At 36.0% G+C, this 20,921-nt stretch carries 22 protein-coding genes, 2 pseudogenes and 1 CRISPR repeat array; of the genes and pseudogenes, 21 read left to right on the forward strand and 3 right to left on the reverse strand.

Features of this window, described 5'->3' with window-relative positions:
• The first annotated feature begins 2 nt into the window (after nucleotides 1–2).
• The 20 genes and pseudogenes from cas2 (AC2CGN_RS07085) (at nucleotide 3) to AC2CGN_RS07180 (ending at nucleotide 18,141) form a co-directional block, all read left to right on the forward strand.
• Complete coding sequence (gene cas2 / locus AC2CGN_RS07085; protein WP_484512929.1) at nucleotides 3–293, forward strand: CRISPR-associated endonuclease Cas2; 291 nt, start codon at nucleotides 3–5, stop codon at nucleotides 291–293.
• 160 nt (nucleotides 294–453) lie between these two features.
• A CRISPR array of direct repeats spans nucleotides 454–3,351; the repeat unit is 33 nt; unit sequence GTCTCTCTCTGTATAGAGAGAGTGGATTGAAAT.
• Between the two features lie 110 nt (nucleotides 3,352–3,461).
• Entirely contained in the window at nucleotides 3,462–3,755 is a 294-nt protein-coding gene (locus AC2CGN_RS07090) for a transposase (RefSeq protein ID WP_427505128.1), read from the forward strand.
• Nucleotides 3,755–4,633, forward strand: coding sequence for an IS3 family transposase (locus AC2CGN_RS07095; protein ID WP_484512930.1), 879 nt, complete (start codon nucleotides 3,755–3,757; stop codon nucleotides 4,631–4,633). Before AC2CGN_RS07090 ends, AC2CGN_RS07095 begins: the two co-directional genes overlap by 1 nt.
• A 1,617-nt stretch (nucleotides 4,634–6,250) precedes the next feature.
• A pseudogene (gene cas1, locus AC2CGN_RS07100) lies at nucleotides 6,251–6,705 on the forward strand (CRISPR-associated endonuclease Cas1); the annotation flags it as partial.
• Nucleotides 6,706–6,714: 9 nt separating this feature from the next.
• A complete protein-coding gene (cas2, locus tag AC2CGN_RS07105) occupies nucleotides 6,715–7,005 on the forward strand; it encodes a CRISPR-associated endonuclease Cas2 (protein WP_429981556.1) in 291 nt (96 codons plus the stop codon).
• 847 nt (nucleotides 7,006–7,852) lie between these two features.
• A complete protein-coding gene (locus tag AC2CGN_RS07110; RefSeq protein WP_484512933.1) occupies nucleotides 7,853–9,508 on the forward strand; it encodes a right-handed parallel beta-helix repeat-containing protein in 1,656 nt (551 codons plus the stop codon).
• Nucleotides 9,509–10,048: 540 nt separating this feature from the next.
• Nucleotides 10,049–10,240: a hypothetical protein gene (locus AC2CGN_RS07115; RefSeq protein WP_283872256.1), complete on the forward strand. Its 192-nt coding sequence runs from the start codon at nucleotides 10,049–10,051 to the stop codon at nucleotides 10,238–10,240.
• A 220-nt stretch (nucleotides 10,241–10,460) separates the two neighbouring features.
• On the forward strand, nucleotides 10,461–10,970 hold the full coding sequence (locus AC2CGN_RS07120) for an RNA polymerase sigma factor (protein ID WP_369595584.1): 510 nt from the start codon (nucleotides 10,461–10,463) through the stop codon (nucleotides 10,968–10,970).
• Entirely contained in the window at nucleotides 10,954–11,943 is a 990-nt protein-coding gene (locus AC2CGN_RS07125; RefSeq protein WP_484512934.1) for an anti sigma factor C-terminal domain-containing protein, read from the forward strand. The genes AC2CGN_RS07120 and AC2CGN_RS07125 overlap by 17 nt, the downstream gene beginning before the upstream one ends.
• Nucleotides 11,944–12,130: 187 nt before the next feature.
• Complete coding sequence (locus AC2CGN_RS07130) at nucleotides 12,131–12,706, forward strand: cysteine hydrolase family protein (RefSeq protein ID WP_429987189.1); 576 nt, start codon at nucleotides 12,131–12,133, stop codon at nucleotides 12,704–12,706.
• Nucleotides 12,681–13,277, forward strand: coding sequence for a class I SAM-dependent methyltransferase (locus tag AC2CGN_RS07135; protein ID WP_429987191.1), 597 nt, complete (start codon nucleotides 12,681–12,683; stop codon nucleotides 13,275–13,277). Before AC2CGN_RS07130 ends, AC2CGN_RS07135 begins: the two co-directional genes overlap by 26 nt.
• Before the next feature lie 26 nt (nucleotides 13,278–13,303).
• Nucleotides 13,304–13,879, forward strand: coding sequence for a DNA-3-methyladenine glycosylase I (locus AC2CGN_RS07140; protein WP_429985203.1), 576 nt, complete (start codon nucleotides 13,304–13,306; stop codon nucleotides 13,877–13,879).
• Entirely contained in the window at nucleotides 13,869–14,552 is a 684-nt protein-coding gene (locus AC2CGN_RS07145; RefSeq protein ID WP_429987195.1) for a DUF1963 domain-containing protein, read from the forward strand. The genes AC2CGN_RS07140 and AC2CGN_RS07145 overlap by 11 nt, the downstream gene beginning before the upstream one ends.
• A gap of 198 nt (nucleotides 14,553–14,750) precedes the next feature.
• Nucleotides 14,751–14,951 carry a hypothetical protein gene (locus tag AC2CGN_RS07150; protein ID WP_484512936.1) on the forward strand — a complete coding sequence of 67 codons (201 nt, stop codon included), beginning with the start codon at nucleotides 14,751–14,753 and terminating at the stop codon, nucleotides 14,949–14,951.
• Between the two features lie 144 nt (nucleotides 14,952–15,095).
• A complete protein-coding gene (locus AC2CGN_RS07155; protein WP_484512938.1) occupies nucleotides 15,096–15,446 on the forward strand; it encodes a hypothetical protein in 351 nt (116 codons plus the stop codon).
• Nucleotides 15,447–15,526: 80 nt separating this feature from the next.
• Nucleotides 15,527–15,943 carry a hypothetical protein gene (locus AC2CGN_RS07160; protein WP_429985206.1) on the forward strand — a complete coding sequence of 139 codons (417 nt, stop codon included), beginning with the start codon at nucleotides 15,527–15,529 and terminating at the stop codon, nucleotides 15,941–15,943.
• A gap of 55 nt (nucleotides 15,944–15,998) precedes the next feature.
• A complete protein-coding gene (locus AC2CGN_RS07165) occupies nucleotides 15,999–16,619 on the forward strand; it encodes an NAD(P)-dependent oxidoreductase (RefSeq protein ID WP_484512940.1) in 621 nt (206 codons plus the stop codon).
• A gap of 224 nt (nucleotides 16,620–16,843) precedes the next feature.
• Nucleotides 16,844–16,999: a hypothetical protein gene (locus AC2CGN_RS07170; protein ID WP_369595592.1), complete on the forward strand. Its 156-nt coding sequence runs from the start codon at nucleotides 16,844–16,846 to the stop codon at nucleotides 16,997–16,999.
• Nucleotides 17,000–17,249: 250 nt separating this feature from the next.
• Nucleotides 17,250–17,603 carry a hypothetical protein gene (locus tag AC2CGN_RS07175; protein WP_484512942.1) on the forward strand — a complete coding sequence of 118 codons (354 nt, stop codon included), beginning with the start codon at nucleotides 17,250–17,252 and terminating at the stop codon, nucleotides 17,601–17,603.
• Nucleotides 17,590–18,141, forward strand: a pseudogene (locus AC2CGN_RS07180) (O-methyltransferase). The gene AC2CGN_RS07175 and the pseudogene AC2CGN_RS07180 overlap by 14 nt, the downstream one beginning before the upstream one ends.
• 39 nt (nucleotides 18,142–18,180) lie before the next feature.
• Here AC2CGN_RS07180 and AC2CGN_RS07185 read toward each other — a convergent pair.
• Nucleotides 18,181–18,396: a hypothetical protein gene (locus tag AC2CGN_RS07185; RefSeq protein ID WP_484512944.1), complete on the reverse strand. Its 216-nt coding sequence runs from the start codon at nucleotides 18,394–18,396 to the stop codon at nucleotides 18,181–18,183.
• Nucleotides 18,397–18,717: 321 nt separating this feature from the next.
• Nucleotides 18,718–19,050, reverse strand: a complete 333-nt coding sequence (gene csaA / locus AC2CGN_RS07190; protein ID WP_286924476.1) for a chaperone CsaA — start codon at nucleotides 19,048–19,050, stop codon at nucleotides 18,718–18,720.
• A 232-nt stretch (nucleotides 19,051–19,282) separates the two neighbouring features.
• On the opposite strand from csaA, the gene AC2CGN_RS07195 reads away from it, so the two are divergent.
• Complete coding sequence (locus tag AC2CGN_RS07195) at nucleotides 19,283–20,029, forward strand: polysaccharide deacetylase family protein (protein WP_484512946.1); 747 nt, start codon at nucleotides 19,283–19,285, stop codon at nucleotides 20,027–20,029.
• A gap of 97 nt (nucleotides 20,030–20,126) precedes the next feature.
• Here AC2CGN_RS07195 and AC2CGN_RS07200 read toward each other — a convergent pair whose 3' ends face one another.
• Nucleotides 20,127–20,270: a YjcZ family sporulation protein gene (locus tag AC2CGN_RS07200; RefSeq protein ID WP_429985209.1), complete on the reverse strand. Its 144-nt coding sequence runs from the start codon at nucleotides 20,268–20,270 to the stop codon at nucleotides 20,127–20,129.
• Nucleotides 20,271–20,921: the final 651 nt, after the last annotated feature.

Here is a 20,921-nt window from a genome sequence, read left to right on the forward strand (position 1 = left end):
ATTTGCTCGTTTTAGTAACTTATGATGTACAGACAACAAAAAGCAGTGGAGCAAAACGTTTGCGTAAAGTCGCTAAAAAATGTCAAGAATACGGTGTTCGAGTACAAAACTCTGTGTTTGAATGTCGAGTAGATGCAACACAATATAAACAACTTCAACTCGCACTTGAAGAAATTATAGACCCAAAGTATGACAGTCTTAGATTTTATAATTTAGGAAATAAACACCATTCTAAGGTTATTCATATAGGTGCTAAAGAAGCGCTTGATGTAGAGGCTCCGCTTATTTTTTAATTTAGCGAACCATAAGTGCCCATAAAAATACTAGGAGGTTCGCGCAAGAAATTTATAAATCTAGTTTGATTTAAGGGAATTATTTCCTTAGGTTGATGTTTGTAATTTTATTACCAGCTATATATAGATCGTTACTGATTATTTTTGTCTATATATTGCGGTCTCTCTCTGTATAGAGAGAGTGGATTGAAATCCTATTTCTAACCCTTTTTTTCCTACATCCCCTGTCTCTCTCTGTATAGAGAGAGTGGATTGAAATAACTCCAACACTTGTGCTTTAAGCTCATCCAACGTCTCTCTCTGTATAGAGAGAGTGGATTGAAATGAGAAAAAGTTTGGTGATATATAATGTCACTGAGTCTCTCTCTGTATAGAGAGAGTGGATTGAAATACATCCATCTACTGTCATAAACATTTCGATATAGTCTCTCTCTGTATAGAGAGAGTGGATTGAAATTGATGATGATGGCCAAGTCATCATTGTGACTTGTCTCTCTCTGTATAGAGAGAGTGGATTGAAATAGTAAGTGAGGTGAATATATGAGTATCAATGATAGTCTCTCTCTGTATAGAGAGAGTGGATTGAAATACTGAATACAGCAGCAACTTTTCAACAACAAATGTCTCTCTCTGTATAGAGAGAGTGGATTGAAATAATGACTGTTGGATTGAACCATTTGTTCTGTGTGTCTCTCTCTGTATAGAGAGAGTGGATTGAAATTTTAAGAGTAATTAATCGTTTGAAAAAAATAAAGTCTCTCTCTGTATAGAGAGAGTGGATTGAAATTTAGAGTTTTTAAAGACAATGAAATAGGACAAATGTCTCTCTCTGTATAGAGAGAGTGGATTGAAATTTTACATCCTCTTGTTGCCCTTTCCAATGCCCATGTCTCTCTCTGTATAGAGAGAGTGGATTGAAATCATTGTGTGGCGTCCGAACTAAATAATTTGTAACCGTCTCTCTCTGTATAGAGAGAGTGGATTGAAATATAAATACCGCTATAGTCAACCCATGTCGGTGTGTGTCTCTCTCTGTATAGAGAGAGTGGATTGAAATCGTTCCAGGGTGCTAGTACTGACACTGATATTATCGTCTCTCTCTGTATAGAGAGAGTGGATTGAAATCAGGGGAATCAATAAATACTCCATCAAATGGAAATGTCTCTCTCTGTATAGAGAGAGTGGATTGAAATATCAGTTAAAGCGTTTAATGTACTTTCAGATGGGTCTCTCTCTGTATAGAGAGAGTGGATTGAAATACTTGTATTTAAAGGACGCTCTATCTTGTTTACGTCTCTCTCTGTATAGAGAGAGTGGATTGAAATTAAAATGGATCGAGAAAATTTAATTAAAGTAGAAGTCTCTCTCTGTATAGAGAGAGTGGATTGAAATTTTTCCCGGGTCTTTTCCGGGGTCAACTCCAGGGTCTCTCTCTGTATAGAGAGAGTGGATTGAAATACCTAACCTATTTTTAGCTCTCCAATCAATAAAGTCTCTCTCTGTATAGAGAGAGTGGATTGAAATTTGATATAGTAGTGTCTTTTTTGCACTGTAAGAGTCTCTCTCTGTATAGAGAGAGTGGATTGAAATAACTTTAACATTAGCAGGGATTGCAATGTAACCGTCTCTCTCTGTATAGAGAGAGTGGATTGAAATAGTGACAGAAGATGATCTTGAAACATCTATAAATGTCTCTCTCTGTATAGAGAGAGTGGATTGAAATTTTACCGTACCTGGTTTAAGGCCCCACATTTCAGTCTCTCTCTGTATAGAGAGAGTGGATTGAAATAGTGACAGAAGATGATCTTGAAACATCTATAAATGTCTCTCTCTGTATAGAGAGAGTGGATTGAAATTTTACCGTACCTGGTTTAAGGCCCCACATTTCAGTCTCTCTCTGTATAGAGAGAGTGGATTGAAATAACTTGCAGCTACCAAAAGAAAAGCGCGATTTAGTCTCTCTCTGTATAGAGAGAGTGGATTGAAATAACAAAGAGAAGTTAATAGATGTCACTTTAAACGTCTCTCTCTGTATAGAGAGAGTGGATTGAAATTAACAGAATAAATAAAAACCATTTACTTTCTTCGTCTCTCTCTGTATAGAGAGAGTGGATTGAAATTTCTTCAGTCCATTCGTCTCCATCATGGTGTGCAGGTCTCTCTCTGTATAGAGAGAGTGGATTGAAATAGCCACATGATAGAGAATTAAAGCTTACTAAAATAGTCTCTCTCTGTATAGAGAGAGTGGATTGAAATTAGTAAGCAACGTTTTGAAGGAGTCGTTGAAAAGGTCTCTCTCTGTATAGAGAGGGTGGATTGAAATCTGAATCAATAGTTGTACCATATGCAAGATAACGTCTCTCTCTGTATAGAGAGAGTGGATTGAAATCTGATTGAACGCCACCTTGAGTCTGTGTTGCACGTCTCTCTCTGTATAGAGAGAGTGGATTGAAATTCTTAAAAATCGCCACCACCACTTTGGTTTAGCGTCTCTCTCTGTATAGAGAGAGTGGATTGAAATTAGTTAGTTGTAGCTTTGAAAAATCTAATGGCTTGTCTCTCTCTGTATAGAGAGAGTGGATTGAAATTATTCACCAATCTTACAAAGTGCTTTACAGCATTGTCTCTCTCTGTATAGAGAGAGTGGATTGAAATTGCTTGGTCCACATCCCAATACTTTAAAATCGTGTCTCTCTCTGTATAGAGAGAGTGGATTGAAATTGACGAGTCCGGAACATAAAAATTTATCTCCGAGTCTCTCTCTGTATAGAGAGAGTGGATTGAAATAGATGGACAAATTAAGTAGTATCGACCTTTGCCGTCTCTCTCTGTATAGAGAGAGTGGATTGAAATACTTCGTTTATTTGTGAATTACTCGCATTGAAGATGTCTCTCTCTGTATAGAGAGAGTGGATTGAAATGGCGGTAACCGAGCTGACTACAAAGGAAAAGTAGGGTCTCTCTCTGTATAGAGAGAGTGGATTGAAATCAAAATAACTTTTCTAGTGAAATGGCTGGCTTCCAGTCTCTCTCTGTATAGAGAGAGTGGATTGAAATAAACCTCGTAAAAGTTGCTTGGAACACAAAAATGAGGTTAGTATAAAAAGTGGACACGGAAAACTGAGAGTAGCTATGATAGAAATAACTATTTTAAAGGACGTGTACCGAATGACTAAAAAAATAACCCAAGAATATCGTGATTATGTTGTGAAATTAGTAGTAGAAGAAAATCGAAAAGTAACAGAATTATCGTATGAATTAGGGATTGGGGAATCTTCCATTCATCGCTGGGTAAAAAAATATCGTGATGGAAAAAAGCAAGAAAATGGCGACGTGAAATATATAACCCCTTCGGAGCTAAAGAAGTTAGAAGCGACTTATGAAAAGAAACTTCGTGACTTAGAAGAGGAGAATGCCATTCTAAAAAAGGCGATGCACATCTTTGCCAAAAACCCGCAGTAGTGTTTGAATTTATTGAAGCGCATAAACGGGAGTTTTCGATTGTAAAGATGTGCCGTGTTCTAAAAGTATCAACGAGTGGCTATTATAAATGGTTGGCAAAACAGGCAGCACCGATAACAGAAAAAGAAGAATATAAAATGAAAGTCACACAAAAAATTAAACAATCGTTTCATGAAAGCTATGGTACGTATGGCAGCCCGCGAGTACATAAAGATCTGTTGGAATGGGGTTATCCGCTTTCACAAAAAACAGTGGCAAATATCATGCGAGGACTGGAACTGTGCGCAACACAGCCGAGAAGCTATGTGACGACAACAGATTCAAATCATGATGCACTGGTGTATCCGAATATACTGAAACGCATGTTTTATGTGGAAGAACCAGATCAAGTATGGGTCGCTGATATTACCTATATCCGAACGCTGGAGGGATGGGTGTATTTAGCGAGTATTATGGATTTGTATTCTCGTAAAATTGTAGCGTGGGAAATGGCCGATCATATGAAAGTAGATTTAGTGTTAATAGCTTTGAAAAAAGCGTTCTTCATACGCCGACCAAAAAAAGGACTCATTCATCATTCAGACCGTGGGGCGCAATACTGTTCAACGGAATATATCGAACTTTTAAAAAAGCATGGTTGCCAAATTAGTATGAGTAAAAAAGGTGACCCGTATGACAATGCCTGCATTGAATCGTTTCATGCGACCATAAAAAAAGAAATGATTTATCGCCAAAAATTCCAAACAAAGAAAGCAGCCTTCAAAGCGACAAATGGCTATATTTCAAATTTTTATAATGAACGTAGAAGACATTCAACCCTTGGCTATCGTTCACCGAACCAATTTGAACGCTTGACGTTACAGAAACACGCAAGTTAATCTCAAAACCGTTTCCATTGCCCACCAAACGTAGTGCGGTAGCTTTAAAGCTCTCACTTTTTCATGTCCACTTTCTTGACAGAAGACCAGAAATTGTCTCTCTCTGTATAGAGAGAGTGGATTGAAATATCCCTTTAACTGAATCAAAATTTACACCTGCTAGTCTCTCTCTGTATAGAGAGAGTGGATTGAAATAATATCTGACTTAATCTTAGTTAACAATTTGTCATTGTCTCTCTCTGTATAGAGAGAGTGGATTGAAATAGGAAAAGCAATGGCGACATTTTTCGGCTCATAGTCTCTCTCTGTATAGAGAGTGTGGATTGAAATCTTTACGACACAACCGGAAATTGCGATTGGACCACGTCTCTCTCTGTATAGAGAGAGTGGATTGAAATCGTTAATATTAGCAATGAATGCACCTAGTATTTGCGTCTCTCTCTGTATAGAGAGAGTGGATTGAAATCATATACGGTCTTTCCAGTGTAGTAACACATAATCGTCTCTCTCTGTATAGAGAGAGTGGATTAAAATATCTCCACTGAATTTTAGAGTATCTGACAAACCAGTCTCTCTCTGTATAGAGAGAGTGGATTGAAATGTATGTAATACGAGTCGCTGAATTAGCTCGGTCTTGTCTCTCTCTGTATAGAGAGAGTGGATTGAAATAAAAGGATTTTAAGAAGTTTGTTATCTACGCTAGTCTCTCTTTGTATAGAGAGAGTGGATTGAAATAATAACAACATGCAAGAGGATGCTCGCTCGACGGTCTCTCTCTGTATAGAGAGTGGATTGAAATTTAATTTGAGGAGGTGTAAAAGATGTCAACTAAAAGTCTCTCTCTGTATAGAGAGAGTGGATTGAAATTTTGAAGCTTGACAATAACCCTGCGACTGCACTTAGTCTCTCTCTGTATAGAGAGAGTGGATTGAAATCCATGTATACCTACATTTACATGTATAATTGACGTCTCTCTCTGTATAGAGAGTGGATTGAAATCATCCTTTGCCCATTGCTGCATTTCCTCATTGTGTCTCTCTCTGTATAGAGAGAGTGGATTGAAATTTGATAGCCCAATCAAGAGCAGTATTTACTAGCGGTCTCTCTCTGTATAGAGAGTGGATTGAAATTTAGTGGATGGTACCTCAATCACTCTAAAGAAAAGTCTCTCTCTGTATAGAGAGAGTGGATTGAAATTCTCCAAGTCTGCTGCATTAACTCCTCTTTTGTTGTCTCTCTCTGTATAGAGAGAGTGGATTGAAATGAATGTGTATGGTGCGCTCAAGAAGGTAGAGTTAGGCCTCTCTCTGTATAGGGAGAGTGGATTGAAATGGCGTAAAATGGGAAGACCTCGAATCAGATGCCATGTCTCTCTGTATAGAGAGAGTAGATTGAAATCAACATCTAGTTCTCGTGATGTAAAAACAGTCTTGGTCTCTCTCTGTATAGAGAGTGTGGATTGAAATAAAAGGGCTGGTATGACGTACAAAACTAATCACAGATTACATGATTGGGTCTATCTTTAAACGGAGAGAATGCTTATTTTAAACTTAGTAAAAGATAATGTATATAATCAGGATTTTTATAGAATACATTATGTATTCTTCTAGAACAAACAGAAATCGTCGTCCACCAACAGATAAAGTAAATGCATTATTGTCACTAGCCTATACATTACTTGCTTCAGATGTCACAGCTGCATTGGAAACAGTAGGATTAGATGCCTATGTTGGTTTTTTGCATCGTGATCGACCTGGACGAGCTTCACTAGCACTGGATGTGATGGAGGAGCTTCGTGGGGTCATGGCAGATCGCTTTGTTCTGAAAATGATAAATAAAAAAATAATGCAAACTTCAGACTTTGTTCAAAAGGAAAATGGTGCAGTTCTATTAACAGAAGATGGACGAAGGAAATTTATCAAATCATGGCAGGAAAGAAAACAAGAAAGTCTAACACATCCATATTTGAATGAAAAAATTAATTGGGGTCTTGTACCTCACGCACAAGCTATGCTGCTAGACGTCATATACGAGGTGATTTAGAAGAATACCCACCATTCTTATGGAAGTGAGGATTTTTCATGTTAGTACTAGTCACATATGATGTTGTTACAAAAACAACTCTGGGTCAAAAACGGTTACGCAAAGTGGCTAAAGTTTGCGAAAACTATGGAATGCGCGTACAAAATTCCGTCTTCGAATGTATAGTCGACGCCACTCAGTTCAAACAACTTCAACTTGCACTTCAAGAAATTATTGACATGGAAGAGGATAGCCTACGATTCTATCAACTTGGCAATAACTACAAATCTAAGGTCATCCATATTGGTGCAAAAGAAACTTTGGATGTGGAGGACACAATTATTTTATAATCATTTTGGTGCGGATGCGAAGCAATCATAAAATCCTTAAGAGATCCGCACCAAAATTTTGCGTATTTAATTAAGAAAAAAAGGTTTCATTTGATATATAAGAAGTAGAAAAAAATAATTTTTATCAAAATTCGATTAAAATATCTGGTTTTTAATCATTTTTTGCAGTCACTCTCTGTATGGAGAGTGTGGATTGAAATTTAATAACTTTAGATGGTCCCACTTTGAAGCTTCTGTCACTCTCTGTATGGAGAGTGTGGATTGAAATCAGTACCAAAAATAATGCCCACCTGGTTGTTCGTGTCACTCTCTGTATGGAGAGTGTGGATTGAAATAAACGCTGGGTGCAGTACAAGTAAATAGCGAGTTGTCACTCTCTGTATGGAGAGTGATGGATTGAAATGGTGAACATCCTCAAACAGAAGCTTTGGCATATGTCACTCTTTGTATGAGAATGTGGATTGAAATCACAGTAATTAGACAGAAACACCCTGCTTGGTTCACTCTCTACCTGGGATTGAAATCCTTTAAGCTCTACCTTCACTATCGGTCACTAACTTTCTACATGAAGAGTATAGATTGAAATACATCATCATCTCCACTTTAAAAACATGTCAAGAGTTTTCTCTGCGCCTTAAAAATTAATAGTGGGTTTTTTAACCACCATATTGCTTTAATACTCTCAAAATTATTAGCAATCACCTGCCTCAGAAAAATTACTTCTAATTTATTTGCACAAAATTGAATAATAGGAAGTTCAATGGGTATATAAATATAATAAAACATGAGAACGATTTGGTCTGGCAAATAAGTATCGTGGTTTGATTTGAGGCAGAGGAGTGTGGAGATGGCGACACTTGTTGTAAAGAGGAGTATTATGCATCGTTACCAGCGTATTGAAGATGCGATTCGAGATGCTGCACCAGGGGATTTAATTGAAATTCGGGATGGTATCTATGAGGAAAGCTTTGAAATTTCCAAAAGGCTGACTCTTTATGGAGTTGGAAATGTGACGATTAAAGGTGGTGTATTTATCCGCTATAATACACATGCCAATATGCGTAATTTACGCTTTACACAAGGGCAGGGTATTTATGTCAAAGGGGATTTACAGCTGGAAAACTGTGTGATTGAACAGCAATTGGTACAAACACAGGTGACGGTTAGCTTTGGAAGTCTAATGATGAAAAATGTTGATATTCTAGCTAGCCCTGTTAATCAGTCTGGTTTGCAAATTGATAATGGCTCAAGTGTTATTCTTGTGGACACGACAATCCAGCACCATACAAAGGCTCAAATTATGGTGCAAAATAGTGAAATTGCTTTAACCAATTGTATGCTATTGGAGGGTCAAACAAATGGTATTTTTGCGATTCGCAATGTAAAAATTGATATTGTGGATTGTGAAATTCATGGTCATCAGCAAACACAAATTGTTGCAGCCGCTAGTTCCATGACGATGACTAATACACTTATTCATCAGGGGCAGGGTTTAGGGATTCAGCTCCTTGATCAATCGACATTAACAATGGATGGCTGTGAAATTAAGCGGCATCTGGATACAAATTTGGTTGTTCATGGCAGTGAGGTTTGGCTTACAGATTCTATCTTTTCTGATGGACAGGGTCATGGTATTTATATTGCAGAACACGCTACCGCAAAATTGTATGATTGTAAGGTCCATGGACATTATAAATCCCAGCTAATCATTGAAAATAGTAAGGTAGAGATTTGTAAATGTAGTGTGATGAAGGGACAGTCGACCGGTATCACGATTGTAAATGAAGCAAATGTCTCTATGTCAGAATGTATGATTCAAGACCATCAGCAATTTCATTTTATCGTCGATGCTAGTTTTCTAAAGCTGAATCGGTCTGTTCTTCAAGATGGGCAGGCAGGTGGTATTTTTGGTAATGATCATGCGAAAATAATGCTTCATCATACGACCATTCGTGAGCTTGAGGGACATCATCTTTATATAAATAATGCTCGTTTATTCGTAGATAAATGTACATTTGACGCTATTATTGGTCACGCTATCACTTGTATGAAGGCTATTTTCGAGGTTGCCAATAGTGCATTTAAAAACAACGGGAAGCAAAGTCCCTATGCACTTATTTGGTCAGATAACTCGATGGGGCGCATTAAGCATTGTTCGATTGATGAAATGGATCGTGCTTTTTTAGCGTTGTCTAATCAATCAATGCTGGAGATGGAAAATATTGATCTGACAGCAGTAAAGATACCAGCAATTGTGCAGGAGAAGAGTCAATTATTTATTCAAGGGACGACTAATGGAACTATGTGGAAAAGTGATGCCACATCCAAAATTATTGCTATATCTCCAAATGTTAATGATCAAATGAAGCATATGGTGAACCAAATCAATCAAGCTGAATCAATAAATTTGCATATTCTTAATGAAAAGCTACAAATACCAATTGATGTATTGCAACAAGTAACTGCAATTCTTCAGAAAAGTAATATTAAAAAAACAATGTAATAACCGAATAAATGAGTAGGATAAGTAGTTTCACTTTTGTTGAAATTACTTTTTTTATGACACGAAACAAAATGGTAAAAATACAGAGGTGAACTTGAAAATCACTGTTTGGTTTTGACGAGTAATAAAGAGGGTAAAATTAAGTATCTTTCCTGTTATTTAAAAAATTGTCGGCAGCCCGTTTAAATATAAATAATTAATAGGGATAAAAAAGATAGTCTTGTAAACGGTTTCTTAGGTATTCAATTGACGCAAATTCACAAAATTCGACAAAAAGGTTTATTATTTTTATAATTAGTAGTGTAAGAGAATTAATCGAGGCAAAGAATCATTACAATTCCTGAAGGGAAAGTTTTTTTAAAAAATAATAATATTTTTTGAAGAAAGTAATAATATTATTAAGAAAATGTAGATTTTGGATTGATTAATTTCCATGTTTTAGCCTATAATTAGTAAAAACGGTTCATTAAACATTGTATTTACAGAGATAAAAATGATTTTGGAATAATAAATTTATGTGTAAATTAGGGGTGAAAGAGCATGTTTGGGCTTTCGAAGGAAGAAATTATGTTAATGCTAGAGAAGGCAGAATTAGAAGAGAATCAAAAAAGTGCAATTGCTGAAATTCTACAGCTTAACAATATGCGAATTGAGCAACAACTAGCATTTATTATCCATCTAGTCATAGATGAGCGTGAACGAAATATTTCAAACAATACATATCTAAATTAAAAAATGTCGAAGGTACGAGAAATTTGACTTCGGCTTGATTTATTGATTGGAATTAACATATTGAATTTAAATAGTCTTTCAACTTAAACAATCACAAGTGTTTTTGACAAGCACTTGTGATTTTTTTCTTTTGTTTCCAATTAGCTGTATACATTTTAGGGGTTGAATGGTTATATAGATGAGTTAACTACGAAATGGATATCCAAAAAGTTGGTGAAGTATGAATAAAGAGTGGGAGCGTCTATTGCTTGCGCATGCAGAAGTCGTTTTCAAATATTTGATAAAAATAGGGGCTACAAAAGAAGATGCAGAGGACGTTGTACAAGAGGCAATTATTAAAACAATTGAGTGTTTGTCTACAATTCGACATGATAATTTACGAGCTTGGTTATTCAAGGTCGCCCTTAATCGCTACTATACGTTGTATAACAAGCAAAAGCGCGCAACATTAATCGGTGACAATGAAATCGAAAAATTAAAAATTGCATTGGATGATGCAGAGCAACATTATTTACAAAAAGAGCAACATGCAAAGATTAATGAAGCCTTGCAGGGGCTACAGCCAGCATTTCAGCAATTACTTCTAATGAAATACGATATGGAATTGTCCTATAAAGAAATTGCTGCGATTCTAGCGGTGAGTGAATCGCATGTAAAAACTTATTTACAGCGAGCACGTAAAGCATTTAAAAAACAGTGGGAGATGTTAGAAGATGGACAACCTTTTTGATACAGAACAGATGAAAAAAACAATGAAAAAAGCCCAGCGCTGCGCAACCTGGAAAACGATTATCATCACGTTTGTCGTAATGGTTGTGACATTGTTTGGTGGAAAAATAGCTAATGACGCAATTACTAGATTTTTACAAAGTCACGCTCAAAATACCTTTTATACCTTACATCAAGTAAAAGGTGCAAATGAATTTATTGGATCAATCAGAAATTACCCTGGGATTTTAGGCGGTGAAATGCATTATAAAACAATTAAATACATTGAAGGAAAGGTTGTTCTCACTGGAGATGATGCATTGGGCTATGGTTTTTTACGAAACGAGGAGTTATATGAAGGCGCTATTTCTAATCTAACATTTGGAATGAGTAACAGTGAACAAGATTTAAATTCTCAACGTTATAATGAATTTGGACAGCGTGAAATGTTGTTTTTCTATCCATTTATAAATTATCAAAAGACGCCAAATGATTTAGCGTTGTTGCCCGAAATTGATGATCATAAAGTAATGGAAATCGCTTTATCTTTTGATAAAGGTTATTCAATGCAGGAAGCCCTTACGAAACTGCCGAAAGAGGTGAATACTACTTGGCTATGGGTTAAAGATGTGAATGAAGCAGACGACCATACTGGCAACATTAAACAAAATGGAAAGGTTATAGATAGCTACAATGTGTTTCGTTCAGAACAAGATGTATATGGTTTCTCTCTTTTAAACGCGAACGGTGATGTAGCAGAGAATCCAGCAGAGCTATTTGTCCAAGCTATATCAAGCGGGGCAAGACAATCATCAAGTTTAAAAGATGAATATAAACGATTGGAAAAAGAAATTGGTGGTGAAGATGGGCTGTCTGTGAATGACCTTGTTATCTATGGGGCAGTTGTCACTGGTAATACGAAGACATTAGCGAGTCTGAAAGACCTTGATTTTATAAAGGCATCCTTAATTGGAGTAATCACAGATAAATATTAACCTCAAAAATAAGGTCATTTCTTTAGTAGGTGACCTTATTTTTTTGTAAAGCAAAATAATGCAAATTACCCTTTGTAAGACCTGATACCGCTCATTTGCCGTGATATTGAAATGGTAAATAATGAAACTAATTATTTTCATAAAACGTAAAGATAGTAAGCGTTTTAAAACGATAGGGGGATAGAATTTGAGAAAAGCCTTACTTATATTAGATATTCAAAACGATTACATGAGTGATCAAGCTAGACTGCCTATAGCAAAGCAGCAAATGGAATCTACCATAAAAAGTATCAATAATCTCATCGGAAAAGCAAAAGAGCAAGAGGTTCCAATTGTCTATATTAGAAATGAATTTGAACGAACACAAATCTCGAACCTTTTCCGAAAATTCACTGCGATTAAAGGAACGAAAGGGGCTGAATTTGATGAACGATTAGTCATAGTGAAAGGAAAATATTTTTCAAAAAATAAAGCGGATGCATTTAGTAATCCAGATTTAGCAACTTTTCTCTCCCAGCAAAATATTAATGAATTAATCGTCACGGGTGTGTTTGTTGAAGGCTGTGTGAGTGCAACGGTTTATGGAGCTTTAACAAGGAGTTTTAAAGTGATAGTTGTTAATGATGCAGTTGGGGGAGTAAGCGATAAAAGCAAAGCAGCAGCCTTAATGAAGTTAGCAAAAAAAGAGGTCTTAATCTGCACATCACATCAAATTTTAGAGGGAGAGGAGATTGAAAATGGCACTTTTACAGCGTTTAATTGAACAAGCTAAGAAGCCAAACGGATTTGTAGGGTCAGTAATGTTACGCATTATGAATGTTGCACATAGTGGTATGAATACATGGCTTATTAAACATAGTGAAGTATGTGATGGTGATATTGTATTAGATATTGGCTGTGGTGGTGGAAAAACACTTCAAACTTTATCGAAGATGAATCCAGGTGGTAAAATCTACGGTATAGATTTTTCTGAGCAGGCTATCAAGGATTCCATAAAAACAAATAAAATGGATGTGGCAAATGGTAAGGTCATTGTCAAGCAAGCGAGTGTTTCAAACATTCCGTACACAGATCAGTTTTTCGATACAATTACAGCCTTCCAAACACATTATTTTTGGCCAGATCTAGCAAATGACGTGAAAGAAGTATTTAGAGTATTGAAGCATGGTGGAAAATTTATTATTATGTCAGAGCTCTATAAAATTAATTATCATATGAAAGCCTATAAAACAACATCAGAAATTGAGCAGCTATTCGAAAGTGTAGGGTTTCAAAAGATTCAAATTATCCAAAATGCGCGCAAAGGATGTCTTTGTATAATAGGCATGAAATGATACATAGGAAAATGGGGGTACTATAAATGAAAAGATGTGAATGGGTAAAGCTAGAGGAGCCACTATACGTAGATTATCATGACAAGGAATGGGGTGTTCCCGTCTATGATGACCAGCATTTATTCGAGATGCTATGCCTAGAGGGGGCACAGGCTGGGCTTAGCTGGTGGACTATTCTGCAAAAAAGGGAGGGGTATCGAGCTGCTTTTGACCAGTTCGATGCTTCAAAAATTATTCTCTATACCCAGGAAAAGCTAGAGGAGCTTCGACAGGATACTCGTATTGTTCGTAATAAACTAAAAATTGCAAGTGTTGTTTCAAATGCACAAGCCTTTTTAAAAATACAGGAAAAATACGGCTCATTTTCTCATTATATTTGGGGCTTTGTAAACCACGAACAGATTGTAAATAAGTGGTCGTCCATCGCTGAAGTACCTGTCACGACAGTGATTAGCGATCAAATGAGTAAGCAATTAAAAAAAGATGGCTTTAAATTTGTTGGTAGTACAATTTGTTACTCCTATATGCAGGCCATAGGGATGGTGAATGATCATGTAATAGATTGTTTTTGTCGAACTGAGGTGTCTGATGATGAACATTAATGATATTAAGGCACAGCTAGTAAGACAAGCTACAATCTTTACAACAGGAGGTATTCGCCCTACTCATGATCTTCTTGAAAGCTGGATAGGCTTTGTAGGCTGGTCATTACCTGAGGAACAGAGACCCAAAGAGTTTCAGCCACTTGCCACACTGTTTTTAAAGGAGCTACCTTTTGTTCCAGAATCACTTCAATCAATCGAGCTATTGACTGTATTTATCCACGAGGAAATTTTCCAACATTTAATAGAGGATGATCTAAGTCGATTTTTTGATATTAGAGCCTATACATCATTAGAGGGTTTGGTACAGCGAAATTGGCAGCATGACCATATTCGCGCATTTCCTCTGACGCCTAAGCTAATAGTTAATGATTATCCAGCATGGGATGGGGGAGGTATCCCTTGTGATGTGGAAGATGAAATTTTAAGGCTCGAAAACGATGAAGAGCTAGATTACTTTGATGATATTGTGGAGGAAATTTACGCTGTTCATAAGATAGGTGGCTACCCAGCATTTTGCCAAAGCGGACATGATTTTGGTGAGGACTATCCATTTGTCCTTCAAATTGCCTCAGACGAAAAGGCATATTTCAATATTGTGGATAATGGGAATTTCTATTTCTTTTTTAACCCCATCTTAAAAGAATGGCGAGTTCATTGTGATTTTTATTAAAAATAATCTCATCTCTCGTTTACAGCAATGAAAGAAATAGTCATAAATCAAATACTCTCTACAATAATTTGAAAGTATGTACTCATTGTAGCTAAGCATTAACGACAAGCCTTCGCGATTGTTGATAAAAAGAATTGGGAGGGCTTGCATGTTATATTTAGCAGGGTGGAAAACCAAATTGCTAAAGGAGGAAAAATGATGAGACGCCATATGCCTGAAAATAAAAAGACAAGGAAGGTGCTAAAGTTGGAAAATAAAACAGTTGTGAAAAATGGTATTGGATTTGGCTCTGTTCTAGCTATTACAATTTCTTGGAGTGTCAATCATTCAATATTATGGGCTATTATACATGGCTGTTTAAGTTGGTTGTATGTTGTCTACTTTGCGTTGGTAAGATAGAAAGCTAGTAACAGTGAATGCATTAGCAGTGGTAAGTGTTTAAAGGAAAATGGTGAAGGGTACAGATAAATAGAAAAGATACACCGTTCATATCTTTTGAGCAGTTAGCATACATATTTAAGTGCTCTTTTTCAGAAGAATAGTATGCATCGCAGAAGAAAGGTTGATAGAATGACACATCAAGTAACCGCTGCAAGTAACATTGACTTCAGTGCTACAGGCGTTGATAAAATTTTACAAAATGTAGCTTTAATCTTATCTACTTTCGTAATTTCTTGCCCATTTACCAGAGAATTTGATTTTGGATCGAGTTCTCTTACACCTTTACAGCTTGTCAAAAGACGTAATACAGCACGTCTTATTGAGAGCATCCAACGCTTTGAACCACGAGCTATCATTATTGATGTGGATTATTTAGGGGATACTTATATTGGAAAACTAGAACCTGTTGTCAAAGTAATTGTAAAAAACCGTTCAAGAAAACTTTTTCGATAAAGAATTAGCCAGGCAGCTTTACTTATGGCCTGGCGATTTGTAAGTGACCATTAATTCCTTTTGTAAAGTAGTATTATAAAATGGAATGGAGAGAATTGATGAAAGGATTCATAAAAGGTATTTCAAGTTTATTTTTGATCATTTTCATTAGTTTGGTACTTCTTACAACTAAACAACCCGTATATGTTCCTACCATTCAAACACCTCCTCCTACAAATTATGCTGAAGAAATTGGCGACAAGTTACAAGCCTCCGATTTTACCAAAAAAACGATCATTGCCCTTAGAGCAGCAGGTTATTCTCCAGATAGTACAATTGGTTATTTAGTTGAATCTCCTACGAATCAAATCATGACTATCCACTTACATAACATCGATAAAATTGATAAGAGTACAGAAAGTGAAATCCAATATATTGTCAATAGGATTGCAAAAAATAATAATCTCCATAACTTTATTGTTAATGTTCAACTTGTAGATGTGTCTTTACAAAACTAAGGATGGAAAAGCTTTAAAACTAGTGTGTTATAATCGAAGCAAAGAGGTGAGTATGTTGAGAATTTTAGTGTTAGGGGCAACAGGACGCGTAGGCAGTCATGTAGTTTCACTTGCGTTGCGGGATAATCATCATGTGACTGCTGTAGTTCGGACACCACATAAGCTAAACATTTGTCATGACAATTTACATATTATTAAAGGGGATGTCACTGACAAACATAATATCGAAGCGGCTATGAAAAATATAGATATTGTCATCAGCGCCTTAAGCACAGATGGAACAACTACTTTAACGAAAAGTATACCTGTAATTCTTGACGCTATGACAAAAGAAAATGTTAAACGAATTATAACAGTTGGAACTGCTGGCATTTTACAAAGCCGTTTAGATCCAGGTCTATTGCGCTACCAGTCAAGTGAATCAAGAAGAACAACCACTTTCTCCGCTCAGGAGCATCATCAGGTCTTTGAGTTATTGAAACAATCAAAGATGGACTGGACCATTGTTTGCCCTACTTATTTACCTGATGGAATGTATACTGGTCATTATCGCATCGAACGAAGCTTTTTACCAAAGGGTGGCACCGAGATATCGGTAGCAGATACGGCAGAATTTACTTACCAACAAATCAAAAATAGCGATTATTTGAAAGCTCGAGTTGGAATTGCGTATTAATATTTAAGTGTTTGTAAAAGGGGTAAAATTAATGTTTCCGTATCTTGCTAACTACTTTATAGAGCCGACTTCAAGGAAGTGTTTTTCTAAAGATATGGTTCACAATTAATTACCTTCTAACTGTTTTTTTATGGTTACATAAGAGTAAAATGTAGCGTATATTTTCCTTTTTATAGAAGGTGAATTATACTTTGTGTCGAATATATCTTTTAGAGGTGATTGTTATGGAGAAAGATAGTTCGATTGCAATCAAATATCCTAAGCATAAAAAACTATATGAAACCGGAGAAACGACACAATTATATGTAATAAACATAACAAAGGAGCATGTTGATCGGTTGATTGAGGAAATTGATAAGACATTAAAGGCGTCCAAATGACGTCTTTTTATTTTGGAAAAGGGTCACCTTCGAGGATAGAAAGTGACCGTATAAAAGGAGTGCTTTTGTAAGGTTAAAGCGCTGGTATACTACTATAAATATGATGTAAAAAAACTCTTAGCTCAGCCATTTGCCTTAGCTATAAAAATTATTAATATATATTTCATAAATAATCACAATTGACAATGTGTATACGTATGTATACAATTTATTTGCATAGTGATGTATACATAAGAAAGGGGATTCGCATATGAAAAGTGAAATCGATAAGGAAATTAGAAAAGAAAGGCATCATCGCGGGGAGCATCATAGAGGACGGGACGGCTCTTCACACCGAGGTCCTAAAACATTCCGCCGTGGAAGAGCTATTGCATTTTTAGAAATGATGAATTTAAAGCGTGCAACGATCAAGCAACAATTAGAACAGCCAGAGTTTCAATCCATTGAGCCTATTTTAATAGGAGAGTTAAAGGCAATTGATATGGTTATTAATGAATTTATCCAATTATTTGATATTCATGAAAGTGAAACAGAGGAAAATGCATCATTAGATCCAGCTGAGGATAATAATGATGAAGGAAATAGCTTACATGAAAAAAATTAATCAATACATTAATACTGTCTTTTACAAGCAAGACCCTATTTTAGAGGAGGTCATCTCGTCCATTACAGAACAAGGATTGCACCTTCATCTGGAAAGCTTTTAACAATGCTTGTTTCCATGACTAAAGCTCAAAGCAGCCTTGAAATGGGGGCGCTTGGCGAATATAGTGGGATTTGTTTAGCTAGAGGTCTCCAAAGCAGGAATTGGAAAATAAATTAGCTATATGACAGGCCAGGCTTTACAAAGCTTAGAAAAGTTAATTCAGGATGGACGAAGATTTGATTTTTTCTTTATTGATGCTGATAAAGAAAATTATGAAAACTACTTACAATATTGTGTGCGGCTTGCAAATACTGATGCGATTATCGTTACTGATAATGCCCTTGCTGCTGGCAGTGTGGCTGATTCTAATGTGACACCTAAGCGCTATACAGCATTGATGAAAGAATTCAATGTCACAGTAGCTGATCATCCTCAACTAGAATCGGTTATTATGCCAATCGGTGACGGCATGACAATTTCAAAAGTGAAGCACTGACAGACATTATGAATAGTTTGTTGTTTTTTTCTTCATAGTCTAAAAGTAAAAATAATTGAGAATCCAACCAACAATGCCAGTTATGATTCCTACAATCATTAAGACTAGACCGTGAATTTCTGCATGATAATCCTTTCTCAAAACAAAGCCCATACAGACGGCAATTATGCCACAAAATAATTGAAAAAAAACAAAAGCAAATAATGCATGGATCCAACCAATTGAAATAAGAATTGATTTACAATTTTTCTCCATACAAATTCCTTCTTTTCATTTCCACTTTATTTTAGTTTACATATAAAAAGACTGTTAGCAAACCCTTCCAGTTTAGCTGCAGTCTTCTATCATTTTAAATATTCCTATTTAACTTATCTGAAATGCTCTTAAGGATTTCCGTCTGCTCCTGCTGGATTTTAATAAATTTAAATAAAAACCAAATGATAAAAATAGCAGGAATAAGATAAAAAATAAATATGCCTATAAGAGGTAAAAGCGCAAAAATTAGTTCCATCACAAACTCCTTTTTTACTATAAAAATGTAATTACTATCCATATCCTGCAAATAGCGATTTGTTTTTAGCTTATTTTAGTTCCATTTGGCACAAGCTGATCTGGTGCCAAGAGTATAACATCTCCTTCTACAGGCACGCCACCGATTACTAAAACTTCAGATTTAAAGCCTGCCACACGCCGAGGAGGGAAATTGACAATAGCTACAACTTGTTTCCCTATAATCCCTTCTGGTGTATAGCGTTTAGTAATTTGTGCAGATGATTGCTTGATTCCTAAAGCATCACCAAAATCAATGCTCATTTTAATTGCAGGAACCCTAGCTTTTGGAAGTTCTTCTGCTTGGATAACAGTACCAATCCGAATATCAAGATTAACAAAGTCCTCTATAGTTGCCATTACAGTACTCCTTTAATATGAAAGTTAATATCATCTAATTGAAGATTTATCTTTCTACACCTTTATTTACAAAAAATGTTCCTGACTACTACTATACCATTTGAATGCACATTATGCAGAAATTGTTTTTAATAATTGTCATTTTAGGTATTTAATAAAACAAAAATCAAAGCATTTTTTAGTTTGAATCTCAAATAATAAAGGATAGAAAGTATTTGCAGGAGGTGAAAACTTGAGGAAAAAATATCTTTTACTATCATTATGCATTTTTGCACTATTCGTATTCGTAATAAATGATAAATCTTTTGCAGACAAAGGAAGAAGATATTACGAAGAAGCAGGACAAATTTTGTGGGATATAAAAACGGATGAAAAAGTAATTGCCCTAACCTTTGACGATGGTCCTCATAAAAAGTATACACCTGAAATATTAGATGTATTATCAAAACACGATGCTAAAGCCACATTTTTCATTGTGGGAGAAAATGCAGAAAAAAATCCAGAGCTAGCTTTACGTATACACGATGAAAATCATGAACTTGCCATTCATACCTATACACATCCTTTTAAAACAAATGTTTCTAATTTACTAAAAGAAATAAAGCAAACTCATGCAACTATCTATGGGATTACAGGGTACTCTCCTGTTTTATTTAGGCCAGTTGAGGGACAATACACAGATGCTATGATTGACGCTATCCACAAAGAAGGCTATAAAGTGGTGATGTGGTCATGGCATTTAGATACATTTGATTGGAAAAGCCCTGGAGAAAAAAAGATTATCAATACTGTTTTAAAAGGAGCAAAGCCGGGGAGTGTTGTGTTATTTCATGATGGTGGAGGAAATCGTGAACAAACCGTAAGAGCGTTAAAAAAGGTTTTACCTGAGCTTGAACAACAAGGCTATAAATTTGTCACGATTTCAGAGCTTCTTGAGATACAAAGGTTAAATAAAAAGAAGGAAAATAAACAACGCTAAACTATTAAAAGGGTCACTTTGAGGTGACCCTGTTTACTGTAGTAGGTAAGGTTGACTAATTAGTATGGAGTATTTTTTAAAACTTTCCAATGTAGCGTTAATAAATAAAAGTAGCACCGACAATAATTAACAGAATAAATAGAACAACAATAATGGCAAATGTTGAACCGTAGCCATTGTTATTGCCTCCACAGTTATAATTGTTCCAGCTGCCTACATTTCCACATTGCCAGTAACTCATAATTTTCCTCTCCTTTCTACAATCTATAATATGTAAAGCCATTAATAGGAGGGGAGTTATTCATCTATTAAAAAACTTTTAAATATAAAAGGGTCACTCGAACCAAAGTGACCCAAAACCACAAACTAGGAGGTGCAAAGCTAAATTAGCTTTACACTACTATTACTATGATTTGATAACTATATTTGTATAGTGAATTGTCTATAAAATAGATTTAAAAATTAAAATAAGGAAGCAGTCTTAATTGGGCAAACCCTGTAACAACTTTGATTAGCAGAAAACGGTTCGGATTAACTCAAAAGTCGCTCAGCTCGACAGAAAAGTTGCTCAGATAGACCCAAAAGTCACTTGGCACGATAGAAAAACTGCTCAGTTGAACCCAAAAGTCGCTCGGCTCGACAGAAAAGTAGCTCAGGTAGACCCAAAAGTCGCTCGGCTCGACAGAAAAATTGCTCGGTGAACCTAAAAGTCGCTCAGCACAATAGAAAAACTTCTAAGGTGAACCTAAAAGTCGCTCGGCACGACAGAAAAACTGCTCAGGTAAACCCAAAAGTTACTCGGCTCGACAGAAAAGTAACTCAGGTGAACCCAAAAGTCGCTCGGCGCGATAGAAAAACTACTCAGGTGAACCCAAAAGTCGCTCGGCACGAT

This window comes from Lysinibacillus sp. DFXJR4, from assembly GCF_057196045.1.